The following is a 19,000-nucleotide window of genomic DNA, read 5'->3' on the forward strand; positions in this document are numbered from 1 at the left end:
CTTGCTTTCATGTAATTAACGAATAACGAAAACAGGAACATGGGCGTAACGGACAATACTTGCCGCCTCCGATCCTAACAAATGGGTTTGAATATTTGGATTTCGAGAGCCGACAATAATCGCGCCAGCAGCAAGTTCATCCGCCAGCTTAATAACCTCATCACGAACATTTCCGCTACGAACATGGAGATGAACCCGCTCTTCTGGCAGATTCAATTTTTTGACCAGGTCAGACAGTTTTTCTTTCGAATTATTAATCATATATTCATCCATCTTGCGCGCATCTGAAATAAAACCGCGCGTCAGTTCGGCTGAAAATTTGGGCATGACGTGCAGCAAATGAATGTCACCCGATGCGCTTTGCGCCAGAAACTGTGCATGTTGCAACGCTTTATCCGCCAGGCTTGTCTCGTAGACGTCCACCGGAACGAGAATGTTTTTATACATATCGAGCATCCTTTTTATAACCAACATGAGAGTGAATGAAGCATAAAAACGCATTAAATGCAGGGGGTTGCCCTTAATGCCAGTTACGGTAAAAAGAGATGAATAATATTAAACGTAGCACAGGAATATCAGGTTTAGCGCTTCCCCACTGCTAATGGTTATTTAACATTTATCTTTTCGCCGACTATGCTCATAGTTAGCCACCGCTTCCGGCTCATGGAGGAATGTATGTATGGTATAAGCCTGATCCGACTGGGTATGTTTATTGCGCTTGCCATTATCGCCAGCACGGCGATTGGTTTATTTACCTATATGGTCGTCACTGTTCTGGCAGAATAGTGTCACCCCTGTCCAGGTTATGGAATAAATAAAACAGTTATTTATTAGGGGAATACAGTGAACCGCTACCTCTCTCTTTTACCGTTCGTTTTGTTAACGCTCACAGCGTGCGACCCGAAACCCAAAGACGTCTCCCCCCTGCCCAGAATGGTAAAAGTAGCGGAGGTGACGGTTCCCGGTAACGCCCAGCAGCGCGTTTTTCCCGCCCGCATTGAATCGGGCGATGCCACAGACCTTTCCTTCAAGCGCGCAGGTCAAATTGAAGCGCTCGATGTGCGTCAGGGCGCAGTCATCAAGCAGGGTCAACAGCTTGCAAGATTGAATGCCCGTGAAGCCCAGCAGCGGGTTAATGACAGACAAACGGCGGCGACGCTGGCCCAGAGGCAATTCGATCGCTTCCAGACGCTGGCGGGCCGCCAGGCGATTTCGAAAGCCGAAATGGACGTGCAGCGTGCGAACCGCGATTCGGCGAATGCGGCGCTACAGATCGCCCGAGAAGAGTTGAATCAAATGACGCTTGTCGCCCCCTTCAGCGGGACGGCGGCCAGCGTACATGTCCGAAACCATCAGGTGGTGTCTGCCGGTCAGCCCATCGCGACGTTAACCCGCACCGATCTGCTTGACGTGGTGTTCAGCATCCCTGAAAACCTGTTTAAGACCTTTGATATTCGCAACGCGCAGTATCGCCCGGTAGTGAGAATTAACGCCATTCCGGATCGGGAATTTACCGCCGTTTATAAAGAACACTCGGGCAGCAGCGACAGTAATACCCTGACCTGGCAGGTAATACTCACCATGCCGCGGCCAGATGATTTTCCCGCCGTCGGTGGCGTAAGCGGTACGGTGACCATTAATTTAACTAACCTCCCGGCTGGCGCGGGCACTCAGGCGCTGGTCGTACCGGTTGAGGCAGTCTTTAACCCGGACAACAGCCCGCGCAATGAGCCGCACGTCTGGGTTGTGGCGGGAGAAGGCGACACGCTCCATCTTGAAGACCGCAAGGTCAGCGTGGGGCAAGTGATTACCGAAGGCGTGGTGATCACCAGCGGGCTTAAGGCGGGTGAGCGCGTGGTAGCCGCAGGCGTTGGAGAGCTGCATGCTAACCAGCCGGTGCGTATCTGGACGCGTGAACGGGGACTGTAATGGATATCTCTCGTCAATTTATTAATAACCCTGTTCGCGTCTGGCTAACGATTCTGCTGCTGGGCATCGGGGGTATTTTCGCGCTGTTGAATATCGGCAGGCTGGAAGATCCCGCCTTTACCATCAAAACCGCAGTGGTCGTCACCCACTACCCCGGCGCATCAGCTCAGCAGGTCGAAGAAGAGGTGACGCTGCCGCTGGAGAATGCCCTTCAACAGTTGCCTTATCTGGACAACGTGAGCTCCATCTCTTCAAACGGTTTGTCGCAAATCACCGTTAACATCGCGTCACGCTATCACTCAAACGAACTGCCGCAGATTTGGGATGAACTGCGCCGCCGCGTGGGCGACGCCTCGCGTCAGTTCCCGCCCGGCGTCGTCACGCCCTTTGTGAATGACGATTTCGGCGACGTGTTCGGCTTCTTCTTCGCCATTTCCGGGGATGAATTCAGTAATCCTGAACTGGTGAGATACGCGGAGCAGCTGCGCCGCGAGTTGATTCTGGTCCCCGGGGTCGCGAAGGTTGCCATCGGTGGAGCGATTAGCCAACAGGTCAATATCGATATTTCCCTGACCAAAATGGCCGCGCGCGGCATTACCCTGAACCAGCTTTCCGCCCTGCTCAGCAGGCTTAACGTCGTTTCAAGCGCCGGAGAAATCACCTCCGGCAGCGAATCCATTCGTCTGCACCCGACCGGTGAGTTCGAGAATCTGGATGAACTGGCGGATCTCATCATCACGCCTTCTGGCACCGGGGCGGCGACGCGTCTGCGGGATATCGCCACGCTGTCGCGCGGGCTGAACGAATCGCCAGCCAGTATCTACCATGCCAACGGCAAAAAAGCCGTCACCATGGGCGTCTCGTTTATTCCCGGCGTGAACGTGATCGACGTGGGCCACGCGCTGGAGGCGAAGCTAAACCAGATGTCGGCGGAAAAACCGGCAGGCATACAGATAGACCTGTTTTACGATCAGGCAGCCGAAGTGGGCCACTCTGTTAACGGTTTTATTATTAACTTCCTGATGGCGCTGGCGATTGTTATCGGCGTGCTGCTGATCTTTATGGGCGTACGCAGCGGGATCATCATCGCGTTTTCCCTCGCGCTTAACGTGCTGGGCACGCTGCTGATTATGTATCTCTGGGGCATTGAGCTACAGCGCATCTCGCTTGGGGCGCTGATTATCGCCCTCAGCATGCTGGTGGATAACGCCATCGTCATTGTCGAAGGGGTGTTGATTGCCCGACAGCAGGGCTCCCCGCTATTAACCGCCGTTAACACTATCATCCGTCGCTCCGCCCTGCCGCTGCTGGGGGCGACGGTGATCGCTATCCTTGCGTTTGCGCCTATCGGGCTGTCGCAGGATTCCACCGGGGAATACTGTAAATCCCTCTTCCAGGTGCTGCTGATTTCCCTGATGCTGAGCTGGTTCTCGGCGCTCACCCTGACCCCGGTGATGATTAAGTGGTGGTTGTTTAAAAACGACAGCGCGCCGGGCACCACTGACGAGTCAGATCCTTACGACAAACGTCTCTACCGCCTCTATCAGCGCCTGCTTAACACGCTGCTGCACCATAAGGCACCGACGCTGGTAGTGATGGCCGCCCTGCTGGCCGCGTCTGTCTGGGGGTTTGGCGCGGTGCGGCAAAACTTTTTCCCGTCGTCCAATACGCCGATTTTCTTTGTCGACCTGTGGTTACCCTACGGGACCGATATCAAATGGACCGAGAAAATGACCGGTGATATTGAGAAAACCATCAAGGGCCAGCCCGGCGTGGAAACCACCGTCTCTACCATCGGTCAGGGGAGCATGCGGTTTATTCTGACCTACAGCGGACAGCGGCAGTACAGCAACTATGCGCAGATCATGGTGCGCATGGATGACCAGCGTAACATTTCCTCCTTGACCCGCCACGTTGACGAGTACATCGCGCGAAACTACCCGCAGGTGAACGCCAGCACGAAACGGGTGATGTTTGGCCCTTCCGGCGACAGCGCCATTGAAGTGCGCATTAAAGGCCCGGATCCTGACAGGCTGCGTCTGATTGCCAGCCAGGTGGACGATATTCTGGCGCGCGATCCGGCTACGGGGAGCGTCCGAAACGACTGGCAAAACCGCAGCAAAGTGATCCGCCCGCAGTACGTTGCCGCGCTGGGACGCGAGCTTGGCGTGGATAAACAGGACGTCGACAACGCGCTGGAGATGAATTTCTCCGGCAGCCGGGCGGGGTTGTATCGGGAAGGCAGCGACCTGCTGCCCGTGGTGGTGAGGCCCCCGGAAAGCGAAAGGCTGGATGCCAGCCACCTGAACAACGTGCTGGTGTGGAGCCAGGCGCGGCAGCAGTATATCCCGCTGAGTAACGTCGTCAGTCGCTTCTCTCTGGAGTGGGAAGATCCGCTCATTCTTCGACGCGACCGCTCGCGGGTATTGACGGTTCAGACGGACCCGGACCCGCTGACCCAACAAACCTCCGGCGATATTCTCGCCCGCGTGAAGCCGCAGGTAGATGCCCTTCCCCTGCCACACGGTTACAGCATCGAGTGGGGGGGCGATGCGGAAAACTCCAGTGAAGCGCAGCAAGGGCTGTTCACAACGCTGCCTCTCGGGTATCTGGTGATGTTTGTCATTACGGTGCTGATGTTCAGCTCGGTAAAAAATGCCGTCGCAATCTGGCTGACCGTACCGCTGGCGTTGATTGGCGTCACACCAGGATTTTTAATTACCGGCATTCCCTTTGGCTTTATGGCGCTGATTGGTCTGCTGAGCCTGAGCGGAATGCTCATCCGCAACGGCATCGTGCTGGTGGAAGAGATCGAACAGCAGAAAACGCAAAAGGATCAGCACAGCGCGATCGTTTATGCCGCCACCTCGCGCCTGCGCCCTATCCTGCTCACCGCGTTCACGACCGTACTTGGCCTGGCTCCGCTACTGCTGGATGTTTTCTTCCAGAGCATGGCTGTTGTGATTATGTTTGGACTGGGGTTTGCTACAATCCTGACGCTACTGGTACTCCCCGTGATCTATGCGTGTTTCCATCGTAAGGACGAAGCCAAACAACAATGAATGCGACAGGGCTGAACATTATCAAGACGCTGGGCTGTATGACGGCGGTGACCTTCTTCACCATCTACAATACCTGGGATCATTATGATTATGACTATCACTGGATCCTGGGGTTTTTAACCTTTATCTCGACGATCGCTACACCGCTGTTTTTTGTGGTGTCGGGCTATCTCGACGGACAATCCCGGCACGGCACGCGCTGGCAGCTGGGTAAAATTAAAAGTCTTGTGATTGTTTTTCTGTTCTGGATAACGATCTACTACCTGTGGGAGCCTTATCAGCGCGGGTATTTAATCCAGCCCTGGTTCGTGTTCGCCTTTGTCGTGATTTACACCTTCCACCCGGCGGTAGAGTGGCTTAGCCAGCGGAGATCGCTGTTCTGCGGCGCGATTGCTGCCCTGCTGTTCTTTTCCTACGGATACGATCTGTTATCGGCGCTTTATCCTGAAACGCACGCCCTTTCTCTTTCACCGCAGTATCGACTGTGGACGTGGCTGCTGTTTTATCTGACGGGGCAACTCTTCTGCGATCCTAAAATCGCCGAGTGGATAAGCCGCAAAAATGTAGTCCGGGCGGCGGTTATCGCCATCCCGTTTATCTATCTCTTCACCTGGTTTTACGAGCGCCACTTCTTTTTTGCCCTGTTTAAGGCCGACAGAAACGCCTTTATCCTCACCGGCTCGCAGATCTACATCCTGATTATTGCCCTGGTGATTGCGGCGAACGGCGTGCGCTTTCGCCGCAATGCTGAGTTTAAGGAGTCCATACTGGCCGCCATCAGCAAAACGATGACTGGCGTATATATTGTGCACTACTCGGTGTTTCATCTGCTGACGGCGCTGATACCGGTGACGTCACTCGGCATGAAGCTGGCGTTGATTGTACTTACGTTCGTCACCTCTGTTCTCTTCTCCATGCTGGTATTGTCTAACGCCGTGGCAAAAAAGGTGATCACCCTTTAAAAGCCTAAGCGCAGCCAGGCAAAGAGCACGTTGCCGTTGTTATAAGTCCCGGGAATATAGGTGAACTGGACGGTAACGCGCTGATAGCTGGCCGAAAAAAGCGGGAAGATGAACGGTAGCGGGACATAGTTCGCAAAATCATCGCGCGCCGTGATGCCCGCGGCGGCACCGAGCCCAAGGCGGAAATCTCTGGCATTATCCAGATACCAGCCCTTCTCCCAGCCATAGCCCATCGCGGGCTGCCATTCGTTGTGCGAGTCCTTGAACATCATCGCGAAAAGCGCGCTCCAGTTACCCTCTTCGTTATAGCGGGAAACGCCCAGCCCACCTCCCCACGGCATTTCGTTGTACTTGTCGGTTTTTTCTTTGTCGTACATAAAGCGAGCGTGCCAGCTCAGAAACGGCAGGTACAGATCGTAACGCTGAGGCTGCGCCCAGGTTTGCGAAATGTCTTCCGTCAACGCATTCCACCAGCCGCTGATGCGTTGCTCGCCATAGACGTTGGGCTCCGCCTGAAGCGGTGCGACGAATAAAAACAGAATCATCCAGAATGCCGAAAAGGTGCGTTGCATCGTTATTCCCTCAGCTTAACTCACGCGGCGGTCACTATTACTGTAAACCATTCAGCACTTAACGAAGCCAGAAGAGGCAATTATCTCGCCGCAGATGTGGATGAAATTTATTTATTCAGCACCTTCCGGAAAGATAAAAACGTTTTCTCAGGCGTTTTGTCGCGGTAGTCTCATAGGTTCCGTTTATATGACGGGCGCAATGTGAGTGACCTTTTCTTATATCAATAATTAAAAAATCAGTACGGACAGGACAACTATGGACTCCACCCTCATCTCCGATCGTCCCAACGAGGAGACACCTTCGCTCAATCGCGCCCGCCGCGCCGCACTCGGCAGCTTCGCGGGTGCCGTCGTCGACTGGTATGATTTTCTGCTTTACGGCATTACCGCCGCGCTGGTGTTTAACCGTGAATTCTTCCCCCAGATCAGCCCTGCGATGGGTACGCTCGCCGCGTTTGCCACCTTCGGCGTCGGCTTTCTGTTTCGCCCGCTGGGCGGGGTGATCTTCGGCCACTTCGGCGACCGCCTGGGCCGCAAGCGCATGCTGATGCTCACCGTCTGGATGATGGGGATCGCCACCGCGCTAATTGGCATTCTCCCGTCGTTTTCCGCCATTGGCTGGTGGTCCCCGGTATTGCTGGTGACATTACGCGCCATTCAGGGCTTCGCCGTGGGCGGCGAATGGGGCGGCGCGGCGCTGCTATCCGTTGAGAGCGCGCCAAAAAATAAGAAAGCGTTTTACAGCAGCGGCGTGCAGGTCGGGTACGGCGTAGGGCTGTTGCTTTCTACAGGGCTGGTGTCGTTAATCAGCCAGCTCACCACCGACGAGCAGTTCCTGAGCTGGGGCTGGCGCATTCCGTTCATCTTCAGCATCGTGCTGGTGATTGCCGCACTGTGGATCCGTAACGGCATGGAGGAGTCCGCTGAATTCGAACAGCAGCAACAGGAAAAACTGGCCGTCAAAAAGCGGCTGCCGGTGATGGAAGCCCTGATTCGGCACCCTGGCGCTTTTCTGAAAATTATCGCCCTGCGCCTGTGCGAGCTGCTGACGATGTATATCGTCACCGCCTTTGCGCTGAACTACTCGACGCAGAATCTCGGCCTGCCCCGTGAATTGTTCCTGAATATCGGCCTGCTGGTCGGCGGGATCAGCTGTCTGACAATACCCTGCTTCGCCTGGCTGGCGGACCGGTTTGGCCGCCGTCGCGTCTACATCACCGGCGCGCTGATTGGGAGCCTCTGCGCCTGGCCATTCTTTATGGCGCTGGAGGCGCAGTCGATCTTCTGGATTGTCTTCTTTGCCATCATGCTCGCGAACATCGCTCACGATATGGTGGTCTGCGTGCAGCAGCCGATGTTTACCGAACTGTTCGGCGCCAGCTACAGCTATAGCGGCGCGGGCGTGGGCTACCAGGTCGCAAGCGTGGTCGGCGGCGGGTTTACGCCGTTTATTGCCGCCGCGCTGGTGACCTTCTCCGGGGGTAACTGGCACAGCGTGGCGGTTTATCTGCTGGCCGGTTGCCTGCTGTCGGCGGCAACGGCGCTATTGATGAAAGAGACGAGCCACCGCTGATCTCACTTTTGTTTCACAGGCGTGTGACATACTATCGGGTAGAGTCGCACACCTGTGGAACAAGGAGACAGAGATGAATAATAAGGGCTCCAGCCTGACCCCGGCTCAGGCGCTGGAAAAACTCGACGCGCTGTATGAACAGTCCGTCAACGCGCTGCGCAGCGCCATCAGCGAATATATCGAAACAGGGAAACTTCCCGACGAAAAGGCCAGAACCGAGGGCCTTTTTGTTTATCCATCGCTCTCTGTGACCTGGGACGGCAGCGCCAGCACAACACCGAAAACCCGTGCCTACGCCCGTTTTACCCACTCCGGCTGCTACAGCACCACCGTCACCCGCCCGGCCCTGTTCCGCCCGTACCTCGAAGAACAACTTACGCTGCTGTATCAGGATTACGGCGCGCACATTCACGTTGAGCCCTCGCAGCATGAAATTCCATACCCCTACGTGATTGACGGTTCGGCGTTAACCCTCGACCGTTCGATGAGCGCGGGGCTAACCCGCCACTTCCCGACGACGGAACTGTCGCAGATTGGCGATGAGACGGCCGATGGGATCTATCACCCGGCAGAATTTTCTCCCCTGTCGCACTTTGATGCCCGCCGGGTCGATTTCTCCCTGGCGCGTCTGCGCCACTACACCGGCACGCCCGTCGAACATTTCCAGCCGTTCGTCCTCTTTACCAACTACACCCGCTACGTTGACGAGTTTGTCCGCTGGGGCTGCAGCCAGATCCTCGACCCGGAAAGCCCGTATATCGCGCTCTCCTGTGCGGGAGGGATCTGGATCACTGCGGAGACCGAAGCGCCCGAGCAGGCCATTTCCGACCTGGCCTGGAAAAAACATCAGATGCCCGCCTGGCACCTGATCACCGCCGACGGTCAGGGCATTACGCTGATTAACATCGGCGTGGGCCCGTCAAATGCCAAGACCATCTGCGACCATCTGGCGGTGCTGCGTCCGGACGTGTGGCTGATGATCGGCCACTGCGGCGGCCTGCGTGAAAGCCAGCTGATTGGCGACTACGTGCTTGCCCACGCCTATCTGCGTGATGACCACGTGCTGGATGCGGTGCTGCCGCCGGATATCCCAATCCCGAGCATCGCCGAAGTGCAGCGTGCGCTGTATGACGCCACCAAAGAGGTCAGCGGCATGCCGGGTGAAGAGGTTAAGCAGCGCCTGCGTACCGGCACGGTAGTGACGACGGATGACCGCAACTGGGAGCTGCGTTATTCCGCCTCCGCGCTGCGGTTCAACCTGAGCCGCGCGGTGGCGATTGATATGGAGAGCGCCACCATTGCCGCGCAGGGGTATCGCTTCCGCGTCCCGTACGGCACGCTGCTGTGCGTCTCCGATAAGCCGCTGCACGGCGAAATTAAGCTGCCCGGCCAGGCCAACCGTTTCTATGAAGGGGCGATATCCGAACATCTGCAAATTGGCATTCGCGCCATTGACCTGCTGCGGGCAGAAGGTGACCGGCTCCATTCCCGCAAGCTGCGCACCTTCAACGAGCCGCCGTTCCGCTAATAACGATAAGGAATAACCATGTCCAGCACATCTCCGCTCTCTGCCCTGCGCCACTGGCTTGAGGCCAGCCATCTCGACGGGATGATCGTCCCGCGTGCGGATGCATGGCAGAGCGAATACTGCGCGCCCTACGACGAAAAGCTGGCCTGGCTGACGGGCTTTGACGGTTCGGCCGGTGTGGCGCTGGTGCTGAAAAATAAAGCGCTGCTGTTCGTTGACGGGCGCTATCAGGTTCAGGCCCGCGTTCAGGTCAATACGGATGAGGTAGAGATCCGCCACCTGCACAACGAGCCGCTGGCTGAATGGCTGACGGAAAACGCTGAGGCCGGGACGCGCATCGGTTTTGACGCGCTGCTGATGACCAACTCGGAGTTTGAGCAGCTGTCTGCCACGCCGTGCGAGCTGGTCCCGCTGAAAGCCTCGCCGTTTGACACACTATGGACTGACCGCCCTGCCGCACCGGCGGGGCTTATCCGGGAAATGCCGGTTGAATACAGCGGTGAAAGCAGTGCTGATAAACGTCAGCGCGTCGCCGCCGTGCTGGCTGCAAGCAATGCCGATTATCTCGCCGTTACCCTGCCGGATAATATCGCCTGGCTGTTAAACGTCCGTGGCGCGGATATCCCTTACAGCCCGGTACCGCTCTCTTTTGCTCTTCTGGGCCGTGACGGCCACGTTGAGTGGTTTGTTAACGACAGCAAGCTCGGCGCCCTGCCGGAAGACGTGCGCAATGCGTTTACCATTGCGCCGCAGGACGCCTTTGTCGAACGCTGCCAGCAAATTGCTGCAGGAAAACGGGTGATGGTTGATGCCGATTCCGCGCCGGTCGCCCTGCGCTTTGCCATCGAACCCCGGGGAGAGATTGTCTGGCGGACCGACCCCATCACCCTGATGAAAGCCACCAAAAACCCGATTGAGCTGGCCGGTTATCGCGCGTGTCATCACCAGGACGGCGCCGCCTGGGTCAACTTCCTCGCCTGGCTGAGCCGTGAAGTGCCGCTGCGCGAGGAGGCAGGGAATCCGCTGACAGAGCTGGAAGTTCAGGCGCAGCAGCTGGCGTTCCGTCAACAGCAGCCCGGGTTCATCGAGCAGAGTTTTGCGACCATCTCCGCCTCTTCGAGCAATGCGGCGATGTGCCACTATCATTCGAGCGAGGCCAGCAACAAGCCCATCGGTCATGACCATTTTTACCTTAACGATTCCGGCGGTCAGTACATGAATGGCACGACCGACGCCACGCGCACGCTGGCATGGGGTAAGGTCGATCCGCAGCAGCGCCTGCACTACACCGCCGTGCTGAGAGGCTTCCTGTCGCTGATTACCCTGCAGTTCCCTTCCGGGACTCAGGGACATCAGCTGGATGCCTTTGCGCGTCGTCCGCTGTGGGAGATGGGACTGGATTACGATCACGGCACGGGGCATGGCGTGGGTCATCAGCTTCTTATCCATGAGAATCCGCATCGCATTGCCAAAAAGGTCAACCCGTGGCTGCTGGTGGCGGGCAATATCATGACGATTGAACCGGGATACTATCTGGGCGATAGCCACGGTATTCGTATTGAAAACCAGGTGGAGATTGTGGAGAGCCGTCCAGGGTTCTGCAGGTTTGCCTCGCTGACGCTGATCCCGATCGACTTAAGCCAGGTTGAGCTGCATTTGCTGAGCGAGCAGGAAAAGCAGTGGCTGGATGCGTATCACCAGCAGGTACGCGAGGCGCTGTCACCGCTGGTGAACAGCGATGCGCGTCCGTGGCTGGTAGAGGCGACGGCGCCGGTTCGTGTGAACGGATAGTGCGGCTTTTGCCGGGTGGCGGCTTTGCCTTACCCGGCCTACGATTCGAGGTTTTTGTAGGTCGGGTAAGGCGAAGCCGCCACCCGACAATTTTACCCGACGCAGAAAAGCAAAAAGCCTGCTTTAAAAGCAGGCTTTTCAAATTTGGCTCCTCTGACTGGACTCGAACCAGTGACATACGGATTAACAGTCCGCCGTTCTACCGACTGAACTACAGAGGAATCGTGTGAACGGGGCGCATATTATCGATGCGCTCCCGGGATGTCAAAGGCAGAATGCATATTTCCGATCGTTTGACGATTTATTCTCCACTTCGCACAATTGTCAGGCATTTTGTCGCGGATATTTCCACAGCCAGCGCCCGCTGACCATACGCCAGTAGAACAGCCCGCCCCGCACGGCCCAGTCCAGGAACATCCCCAGCCAGACGCCGATCACACCCCATCCGAGCATTACCCCAAGCGTATACCCCGCCACGACGCGACATCCCCACATGCCAAGCATCGACACCCACATCGCAAAGCGGGCGTCGCGCGCGCCCTTCAGCCCGGCAGGCAGTACCCATGAGGCCGCCCAGATAGGCATAAAAGCCGCATTGAGCCAGATGAGGACTTTTACAACCTCTTTAACGTCGTCTTCATGGGTATAGAACGAGGCCATCAGCCCGGCAAACGGCGCGGTTCCCCAGGCAATCACGGTCAGTCCGATGGTCGACAGCCAGAAAACGTGGCGCAGCTGTCGCTCCGCCTGGCCGATCTGCCCTTTCCCGAGCCGTTTCCCGGTGATAATGGTCGATGCAGAGCCCAGCGCGTTACCCGGCAGGTTAATCAGCGAGGCAATGGAGAAGGCGATGAAGTTACCGGCGATCACGTCAGTGCCCATCCCGGCGACAAACATCTGCGTCAGCAATTTCCCGCCATTAAACAGCACCGATTCAATGCTTGCGGGAATGCCGATCCCCATAACTTCCCAGATAATGGCGAAATTAAAGGGGCGGAAATAGCTCTTCAGCGTGAGGCGCAGCGAGGGGGTGATCCCCGCCATCAGCACGCCGATAATCGCCGCTGCACCGATATAGCGTGAAATGGTTAGCCCCAGTCCTGCACCGACGAAGCCCAGCCCGTCCCACGAGAATACGCCGTAGATCAGCACGCTGCTGATGATAATATTCAGGATATTCATTCCGCCGTTGATCAGCAGCGGAATTTTAGTGTTCCCTGCCCCGCGCAGCGCGCCGCTGCCAATCAGGGCGATGGCCGCCGCCGGATAGCTGATGACGGTCATCTCCAGATAGGTCAGCGCCAGGTCTTTAACCTCGTTCGTGGCCTCCCCGGCGACAAAATCGATGATCTCTTTGCCGAAATAGTGGATCACCGCCGCCAGAACGGCCGAAAAGACAGTCATGATCATCAGCGACTGGCGTGCCGCCTCGCGCGCACGCTTGGGATCTAGCTTGCCGAGGCTAAAGGCCACCACCACCGTCGTGCCGAGGTCAATGGCGGCAAAGAACGAGATCACCACCATGTTAAAGCTGTCCGCCAGACCAACCCCCGCCATCGCCTCTTTTCCCAGCCAGCTCACCAGGAAGGTGCTCAGCACCCCCATCAGCAGGACGCAGGTATTTTCCAGGAAGATAGGCACGGCAAGAGGGGTGATTTCACGCCAGAAGAGAACCCGATAGCTTTTACGTTTTGCATACCATGGCGTGCGCGCGATCGCCTGGCGTAAGGAGGCAGTGACGTTCAAAATGGACCTTAGCGAGAAAAGTTGAAACTCCATTTCAAATAATGGGGGAGAAATGCTCATCCTGCAAAGTATTTTCCGGAAAAAGATGTGTGGATTTACAACAAACTGACGACAGAATCAGCAATCAGTCGCTTTTCCCTAAGATCAGGTTTGACAAAACTTTTTTCGCCGCTAAGATAAGCCTCCACAACGATTCCTCTGTAGTTCAGTCGGTAGAACGGCGGACTGTTAATCCGTATGTCACTGGTTCGAGTCCAGTCAGAGGAGCCAAATTTAAAAAGCCTGCTTTTAAAGCAGGCTTTTTGCTTTGCGGATGAGGGAAAATGAACGCTCTGTTTGTCTACGGCACGCTGCGCCCGGGCCACTCAAATGCGCATATTCTTGAAAACATCGGTGGCGAATGGCTGGCCGGTTTCGTCTCCGGTACGTTCTACGAACGCGGCTGGGGCGCTGCGGCGGACTTCCCGGGGATCGTGCTCCACCCCGATGGCCCCCGCGTCGAAGGCTATCTGTTTATCTCTGATCGCCTTGCCGCACACTGGTCAATGCTGGATGAGTTTGAAGACGGCTACGATCGGGTTGAGGTCACGGTGACCACCTCTGAAGGCGAGCAGGTTCAAGCCTGGATTTACCAGCTACAGCCGCGTTCTGAACCATAAAAAAAGGCTCTCTGTCACCAGAGAGCCTTTTTCACTATTCGCTGCGATTACTCGCTTTTTGCTTCGCCGTTTTTGATTTCGCCCATCACTTTCAGCTTTTTAGAGATGTCACGACGCTCTTTGGACAGCTCAGCATTTTTGATGATGTAGTCATCAACACGGTCTTCATAGTCGCTCTTCATGCTGGCGATGATGCCCTGAATAGCTTCAACGCTCATGCCTGGCTTGATGTAGTCGCTCAGGTTGTCGAGCAGCAGAACACGTTTCTGGTTGTCACGGATCTTCTTCTCAACGTCCTGGATTTCACGCTGCAGTTTGTTTTTGCGGCGGAACAGGCGGACGAATTCCAGAACATCCTGGAACGAAGGCTTGGTAGTTTCCATTTTTACACCCCTGATAATGTGAGATTCGGATTCGTTAAAGCAACCGTTGTAACAATAACCTTACTGACAGCGGCCGCGAATGACAATGAGTATATCGTTTAAAGCTATCATAACCCCAATTGCTGCTGAATCGAAGCAGCAGGCGTCACATACGCCTTTTATTTGCGCAGCGCCCGGCAAATCAGGTGCGATAACAGCTCAAGCTGCCGCGCCAGTTCCATGCTCAGCCAGACGTAGCCATGAATAGGCGTTTCCGCCACGTTATCGCTCTGGCGCTCATTGATTAACTGCTTCAGTTCCGCAACGATCTCATTCAGACGCTCGCTGTTGGCCAGGATCGGCTGCGGGTTACCTTCGTAGAGCGCATGGGCGATGGTCAACAGCGTTTGCTGCGTCATCTGCTGGGTCTCTTTGAGAGTCTGCGCGTTAAGCATCAACAGATGGCTGGGTCGCGTGGCCCAGTGTGCGTTGATTTGCAGTTCAAGCATGCAGACCAGATTGCGGCTCACCGTCTGAATAGCTTCGAAAATTGATTTCTGAATATGGGTTTCTTTGCTGGCTGGCGTGATCAAGCCGCGCATTTTGACCACGTCGTTAAGGATGGTCTGCAGGTGCTTTTCCAGGCGCGGGCGCTCAACCAGATTCGGGGAAAAACCGGCCTGATAGACGCGGTTAAACGCAGTGACGTAGCTGGCCATCTGAATACGCCAGTGCAGAAAAGCGCGCTGCGGCCAGATACCGGTGAAGAGCATCGCCAGCAGTGAACCCAGGATGACATCCCCGCTTCGCCAAAGCGCCGTGGTCATATCCCCGGCGGGTGCACCGACCACCACCGCGAGAGTAATACCGATCAGCAGCGCCTGATAAGGCTTTTTACCCAACGCCAGCCAGCCGCACAGGAACATGGCGGCACCGCACCATGCCAGCATGACCGGGAACGAGATCAGCTCCAGCTTCAGGGCAATGAGCCCCAGGGCCGAACCTAACACGGTCCCGCCAATACGCTCCAGAGCGCGCGGGACAACGTTGCCCCAAAACGAGATGGGTCCCATCACCACCACCAGCGTGATCAGCGGCCACGTTCCTTCCGGAACCTCCAGCAAACGCACCAGGACAAACGTCAACACGAACGCCAGCGCGATGCGACACCCGTGCACCACGCGGTAGTGTTTGTACAACCGAATTTCAAAAGGGGTTAATGATTTGTCGGGACGCACACCCGCTCTCCAGCTACACGGCAAAGCACAATTGTACTGTGTTTTCAGCCGGGCGGATCGCTCCCGGCTGAAAAACCCTTCATTTAGCAGGCTTAAACCGTTTTGTGCTCGACGGCGATATACATTTCGATATCCCAGTAGCCGTCCGCATTGCCGTCATTGAGATAGCGCTCGAAGCAGGGTTTGAGCGCCATCTGGTACTTATTGTCCTGCAGCAGGGAATTGAAGAACTGATACCACGGCGTGGCGAAGTCGTAGTTTTCCACGCGCGCCGTCGCCACGGCATAATCCCCGGCCGCGATTTCCGTCATCATGACGCCTTCGCTGTTTTCCGGGATGACGAAATCATCCGGTACCGTCACGGCCGTATCACAGCGCAGTTTTTCTGCCGGGACTTCATCCGGGTTATCGTAATAGACCGCCACCCACTCCAGCGGCTCAATGTGACGCCCGTCGACCCACATGACCAGCTGTTCAAAGCCCCGTTTTACCGTGTGTTCCCACGGGCCGACCAAATGAAAACCGGCAATCTTACGTTTCTGTTGCTGCGTAATGCTGTAGTCCATACTGCCTCCGCTCATCACTGTATATTTATACACTACAAAACGGGATTATGATTATCAGCAAACGAGGAGTGTTTATTATGTGAGCAGACTCGCAACCCTGCCAGTCTGCTCATCTGCCGTTAGAGCGTGTGGTGCAGATAATCGCTCAGACGAGAGAACAGGCCGCCTTTATCAACGGCTTCCAGCGTGACCAGCGGCCAGTGGGCTACCACCTTGTCGCGGTCATAGAGCTGAATCTCCCCGACCCGCTGATGCGCAGCAATCGGCGCTTCCAGTTCTTTTTTATCCAGAACGTACTTGGCTTTGATGTTGGGAACCTCCGCTTTCGGCAAGGCCAGCCAGAAGTCCTGATCGGTGCCCAGTTTCACCTGCTCCTTATCGCCGTACCAGATGCGCTCTGTCCCTACTTTTTTACCGCTATGCAGGATCTGCACCGTATCGAAATTCTGCTGCCCCCAGTGCAGCAGTTTCCGGGCCTGGTCTTCGCGCCCTTTCGGGCTATCCGCCCCCATCACCACCGCGATTAAACGGCGCTGGCCGTCTACGGCAGACGCAATCAGGTTAAAACCGGCCCCTGAGGTATGCCCCGTTTTCAACCCGTCCACGTTCATGGTCTTATCCCAGAGCAGGCCGTTACGGTTTTGCTGGGTGATTCCGTTCCAGGTCAGGCTCTTTTCGCTGTACATATGATAAAACTCAGGCTCGCCGTGGATGATGGCCCGGGAGAGAACGGCCAGGTCATATGCCGAGCTGTGCTGGCCGGGCGCGTCCAGCCCGTGGACGGTTTCAAAATGCGTATCGCGCAGGTTCAGCTTCTGCACATAGTCGTTCATCATCTTCACAAACTGCGGCTGCCCACCCGCCACGTGATCGGCCAGCGCCACGCAGGCGTCGTTGCCGGAATCGACAATCAGGCCGCGGCTCAGATCGCGCACGGAGACGCGATCGCCCTCTTTCAGGAACATCAGCGATGAACCGTCAAACACCGGGTTCCCTTTTGCCCAGGCATCACGTCCTACGGTGACGATGTCATCCGGGGTAATGCGGTGGCTATCAATGGCCCGATCCACCACATAGCCCGTCATCAGCTTGGTCAGGCTCGCCGGATTACGTTGTTGATGTTCGTTGCCCGCCGTTAAAATCTGACCAGTCGTGTAATCCATCAGCACCCAGGAGCCCGCCTGAATGGCCGGAGGCTGCGGCGAAAAATCCAGTGGTTCGGCCGCAAAAGCAGATGAGACACTCGAAGCGAGTAAAGAAACAGCAATAAACAGACGGCGTTTCAACGGTATATCCTCAGGTCATTAAAAATCGATGACCTTTTTACGGGAGTTCTGATGTCGTTACCTGGCTTAATTGCAAAAAAATGTGACAGAACGCAGATTTTTCTCTGAAGCTGGCGCGCAAATTTGCGACGCGGCGGCGCTTTTTATTCGGTCTGACCCGCACGATCGTTTACCATAGTGACGTCATTTTTTAACAGGATGGTATTACTGGTGTCTGACTCTGCCGCTCGCCCGACTTTTTTGTTCCACGATTACGAAACCTTTGGCACGCACCCGGCGCTGGACCGACCGGCGCAGTTTGCCGCCATCCGTACCGACGACGAATTCAACATCATTGGCGAGCCCGAGGTCTTTTACTGCAAGCCTGCGGATGACTATCTGCCGCAGCCCGGCGCGGTCATGGTCACCGGGATCACCCCTCAGGAAGCGCGGGAAAAAGGCGTTAACGAGGCAGAATTCGCCCGACGCATCCACGACTTGTTTACCGTCCCCAACACCTGCGTGGTCGGTTACAACAACATCCGCTTCGATGACGAAGTGACGCGCAACATCTTCTATCGTAACTTCTACGATCCCTATGCCTGGAGCTGGCAGAACCGCAATTCGCGCTGGGATTTGCTCGACATCATGCGCGCCTGCTACGCCCTGCGTCCTGAGGGCATTCACTGGCCGGAAAATGAGGAAGGGCTGACCAGCTTCCGGCTGGAACACCTGACGCGCGCCAACGGCATTGAGCACAGCAATGCCCACGACGCGATGGCGGACGTCTATGCCACCATTGCCATGGCGAAGCTGGTGAAAAGCGCGCAGCCACGACTGTTCGAGTATCTGCTCAGCCATCGCAGCAAGCAGAAGCTTATGACCCTTATCGACGTACCGCAGATGAAACCCCTGGTGCATATTTCCGGCATGTTTGGCGCATGGCGCGGCAATACCAGCTGGGTCGCGCCGCTGGCGTGGCATCCGGACAACCGTAATGCGGTCATCATGGTGGATTTGGCGGGCGATATTTCACCGCTGCTGGAGCTCGACAGCGATACCCTGCGTGAACGGCTGTACACGCCGAAGAATGAACTCGGCGATCTGCCTGCGGTGCCGGTCAAACTGGTGCATATCAATAAATGTCCGGTCCTGGCGCAGGCGAATACGCTGCGCCCGGAAGATGCTGACAGGCTGGGCATAAACCGCCAGCACTGCCTCGATAATCTCAAAGTGCTGCGTGAAAATCCGCAGGTGCGCGAGAAAGTGGTCGCCATCTTTGCCGAAGCCGAGCCGTTCGTGCCGTCTGAAAACGTGGACGCCCAGCTGTATAACGGTTTCTTCAGTGATGCCGATCGCGCGGCCATGAATATCGTTCTGCAAACCGAGCCGCGTAACTTACCGGCGCTGGATATCACCTTCGCTGATAAGCGCATCGAAAAGCTGATGTTTAATTACCGCGCGCGTAATTACCCGGGAACCCTGGATGAAGCAGAGCAGGAACGCTGGCTGCAGCACCGTCGCAACGTGTTTACGCCAGAGTATCTGCACAACTACGCACAGGAGCTTGAAATGCTTTATGGCCAGTATGAAGGGAATGCTGAGAAACAGGCACTGCTGAAATCCCTGTACCAGTACGCGCAAGAGATAGTTTGATCGATGGGTATAAAAAAGCCGGAGGCGATGTCTCCGGCTTTTTTTTTGCCCGGTGGCGCTGCGCTTACGCGGGCCTACGGGGTATGTAGGT

Annotated in this window: 15 protein-coding genes and 2 tRNA genes; 9 read left to right on the top strand and 8 right to left on the bottom strand. The window is 56.2% G+C overall.

Annotated features, from left to right (window positions below; all coding sequences use genetic code 11):
• Positions 1-15: 15 nt before the first annotated feature.
• On the bottom strand, positions 16-447 hold the full coding sequence (locus ACMGGQ_RS13095) for a universal stress protein (RefSeq protein WP_028019628.1): 432 nt from the start codon (positions 445-447) through the stop codon (positions 16-18).
• 396 nt (positions 448-843) lie between these two features.
• Between ACMGGQ_RS13095 and ACMGGQ_RS13100 the strand changes: the two genes are divergently transcribed.
• The 3 genes from ACMGGQ_RS13100 to ACMGGQ_RS13110 are packed head-to-tail and all read left to right on the top strand — an operon-like array spanning position 844 to position 5,953.
• Positions 844-1,929, top strand: a complete 1,086-nt coding sequence (locus ACMGGQ_RS13100; RefSeq protein WP_181575591.1) for an efflux RND transporter periplasmic adaptor subunit — start codon at positions 844-846, stop codon at positions 1,927-1,929.
• Positions 1,929-4,991 carry an efflux RND transporter permease subunit gene (locus ACMGGQ_RS13105; protein ID WP_420290139.1) on the top strand — a complete coding sequence of 1,021 codons (3,063 nt, stop codon included), beginning with the start codon at positions 1,929-1,931 and terminating at the stop codon, positions 4,989-4,991. Before ACMGGQ_RS13100 ends, ACMGGQ_RS13105 begins: the two co-directional genes overlap by 1 nt.
• Positions 4,988-5,953: an acyltransferase gene (locus ACMGGQ_RS13110; RefSeq protein ID WP_063622046.1), complete on the top strand. Its 966-nt coding sequence runs from the start codon at positions 4,988-4,990 to the stop codon at positions 5,951-5,953. Before ACMGGQ_RS13105 ends, ACMGGQ_RS13110 begins: the two co-directional genes overlap by 4 nt.
• On the opposite strand, the gene pagP is transcribed toward ACMGGQ_RS13110, so the two are convergent.
• Positions 5,950-6,525 (bottom strand): lipid IV(A) palmitoyltransferase PagP, encoded by a 576-nt coding sequence (gene pagP / locus ACMGGQ_RS13115; RefSeq protein WP_045908122.1) that lies wholly within the window; start codon positions 6,523-6,525, stop codon positions 5,950-5,952. The two genes, ACMGGQ_RS13110 and pagP, sit on opposite strands and share 4 nt — an antisense overlap.
• A 256-nt stretch (positions 6,526-6,781) precedes the next feature.
• On the opposite strand from pagP, the gene shiA reads away from it, so the two are divergent.
• From shiA to ACMGGQ_RS13130, 3 genes are all read left to right on the top strand, one after another.
• Positions 6,782-8,098, top strand: coding sequence for a shikimate transporter (gene shiA / locus ACMGGQ_RS13120; protein ID WP_420290140.1), 1,317 nt, complete (start codon positions 6,782-6,784; stop codon positions 8,096-8,098).
• A gap of 73 nt (positions 8,099-8,171) precedes the next feature.
• Positions 8,172-9,626 carry an AMP nucleosidase gene (locus ACMGGQ_RS13125; protein ID WP_045908120.1) on the top strand — a complete coding sequence of 485 codons (1,455 nt, stop codon included), beginning with the start codon at positions 8,172-8,174 and terminating at the stop codon, positions 9,624-9,626.
• 18 nt (positions 9,627-9,644) lie between these two features.
• Entirely contained in the window at positions 9,645-11,417 is a 1,773-nt protein-coding gene (locus ACMGGQ_RS13130; RefSeq protein WP_420290141.1) for an aminopeptidase P family protein, read from the top strand.
• Between the two features lie 145 nt (positions 11,418-11,562).
• Here ACMGGQ_RS13130 and ACMGGQ_RS13135 read toward each other — a convergent pair.
• Both ACMGGQ_RS13135 and emmdR read right to left on the bottom strand, forming a co-directional pair.
• Positions 11,563-11,638, bottom strand: a tRNA-Asn gene (locus tag ACMGGQ_RS13135).
• A gap of 103 nt (positions 11,639-11,741) precedes the next feature.
• A complete protein-coding gene (gene emmdR, locus ACMGGQ_RS13140; protein ID WP_139125340.1) occupies positions 11,742-13,196 on the bottom strand; it encodes a multidrug efflux MATE transporter EmmdR in 1,455 nt (484 codons plus the stop codon).
• 161 nt (positions 13,197-13,357) lie between these two features.
• Between emmdR and ACMGGQ_RS13145 the strand changes: the two genes are divergently transcribed.
• Together ACMGGQ_RS13145 and ACMGGQ_RS13150 are read left to right on the top strand one after the other, a co-directional pair.
• Positions 13,358-13,433: transfer RNA gene (locus tag ACMGGQ_RS13145), tRNA-Asn, on the top strand.
• A 53-nt stretch (positions 13,434-13,486) separates the two neighbouring features.
• Entirely contained in the window at positions 13,487-13,822 is a 336-nt protein-coding gene (locus ACMGGQ_RS13150; RefSeq protein WP_104950581.1) for a gamma-glutamylcyclotransferase family protein, read from the top strand.
• Positions 13,823-13,869: 47 nt separating this feature from the next.
• On the opposite strand, the gene ACMGGQ_RS13155 is transcribed toward ACMGGQ_RS13150, so the two are convergent.
• From ACMGGQ_RS13155 to dacD, 4 genes are all read right to left on the bottom strand, one after another.
• The gene (locus ACMGGQ_RS13155; RefSeq protein WP_008499467.1) at positions 13,870-14,205 is read right to left on the bottom strand and encodes a DUF496 family protein; all 336 of its coding nucleotides are present in this window, start codon (positions 14,203-14,205) and stop codon (positions 13,870-13,872) included.
• 158 nt (positions 14,206-14,363) lie between these two features.
• A complete protein-coding gene (locus ACMGGQ_RS13160) occupies positions 14,364-15,422 on the bottom strand; it encodes an FUSC family protein (protein WP_045908595.1) in 1,059 nt (352 codons plus the stop codon).
• Between the two features lie 92 nt (positions 15,423-15,514).
• Positions 15,515-15,988, bottom strand: a complete 474-nt coding sequence (gene sbmC, locus ACMGGQ_RS13165) for a DNA gyrase inhibitor SbmC (RefSeq protein ID WP_420290142.1) — start codon at positions 15,986-15,988, stop codon at positions 15,515-15,517.
• A 119-nt stretch (positions 15,989-16,107) separates the two neighbouring features.
• On the bottom strand, positions 16,108-17,274 hold the full coding sequence (gene dacD / locus ACMGGQ_RS13170) for a serine-type D-Ala-D-Ala carboxypeptidase DacD (protein ID WP_032646438.1): 1,167 nt from the start codon (positions 17,272-17,274) through the stop codon (positions 16,108-16,110).
• A 198-nt stretch (positions 17,275-17,472) separates the two neighbouring features.
• On the opposite strand from dacD, the gene sbcB reads away from it, so the two are divergent.
• The gene (gene sbcB, locus ACMGGQ_RS13175; protein WP_370974986.1) at positions 17,473-18,909 is read left to right on the top strand and encodes an exodeoxyribonuclease I; all 1,437 of its coding nucleotides are present in this window, start codon (positions 17,473-17,475) and stop codon (positions 18,907-18,909) included.
• The last annotated feature ends 91 nt before the right edge of the window (positions 18,910-19,000 follow it).

The organism is Enterobacter sp. BNK-13 (genome assembly GCF_048685015.1).
GTDB lineage: Bacteria > Pseudomonadota > Gammaproteobacteria > Enterobacterales > Enterobacteriaceae > Enterobacter > Enterobacter quasiroggenkampii.

Coding starts and splice junctions, on each gene's coding strand:
- ACMGGQ_RS13095 (WP_028019628.1), bottom strand. CDS start 447: ATGTATAAAAACATTCTCGTTCCGGTGGACGTCTACGAGACAAGCCTG.
- ACMGGQ_RS13105 (WP_420290139.1), top strand. CDS start 1,929: ATGGATATCTCTCGTCAATTTATTAATAACCCTGTTCGCGTCTGGCTA.
- ACMGGQ_RS13110 (WP_063622046.1), top strand. CDS start 4,988: ATGAATGCGACAGGGCTGAACATTATCAAGACGCTGGGCTGTATGACG.
- pagP (WP_045908122.1), bottom strand. CDS start 6,525: ATGCAACGCACCTTTTCGGCATTCTGGATGATTCTGTTTTTATTCGTC.
- shiA (WP_420290140.1), top strand. CDS start 6,782: ATGGACTCCACCCTCATCTCCGATCGTCCCAACGAGGAGACACCTTCG.
- ACMGGQ_RS13125 (WP_045908120.1), top strand. CDS start 8,172: ATGAATAATAAGGGCTCCAGCCTGACCCCGGCTCAGGCGCTGGAAAAA.
- ACMGGQ_RS13130 (WP_420290141.1), top strand. CDS start 9,645: ATGTCCAGCACATCTCCGCTCTCTGCCCTGCGCCACTGGCTTGAGGCC.
- emmdR (WP_139125340.1), bottom strand. CDS start 13,196: ATGGAGTTTCAACTTTTCTCGCTAAGGTCCATTTTGAACGTCACTGCC.
- ACMGGQ_RS13150 (WP_104950581.1), top strand. CDS start 13,487: ATGAACGCTCTGTTTGTCTACGGCACGCTGCGCCCGGGCCACTCAAAT.
- ACMGGQ_RS13155 (WP_008499467.1), bottom strand. CDS start 14,205: ATGGAAACTACCAAGCCTTCGTTCCAGGATGTTCTGGAATTCGTCCGC.
- sbmC (WP_420290142.1), bottom strand. CDS start 15,988: ATGGACTACAGCATTACGCAGCAACAGAAACGTAAGATTGCCGGTTTT.
- sbcB (WP_370974986.1), top strand. CDS start 17,473: ATGGTATTACTGGTGTCTGACTCTGCCGCTCGCCCGACTTTTTTGTTC.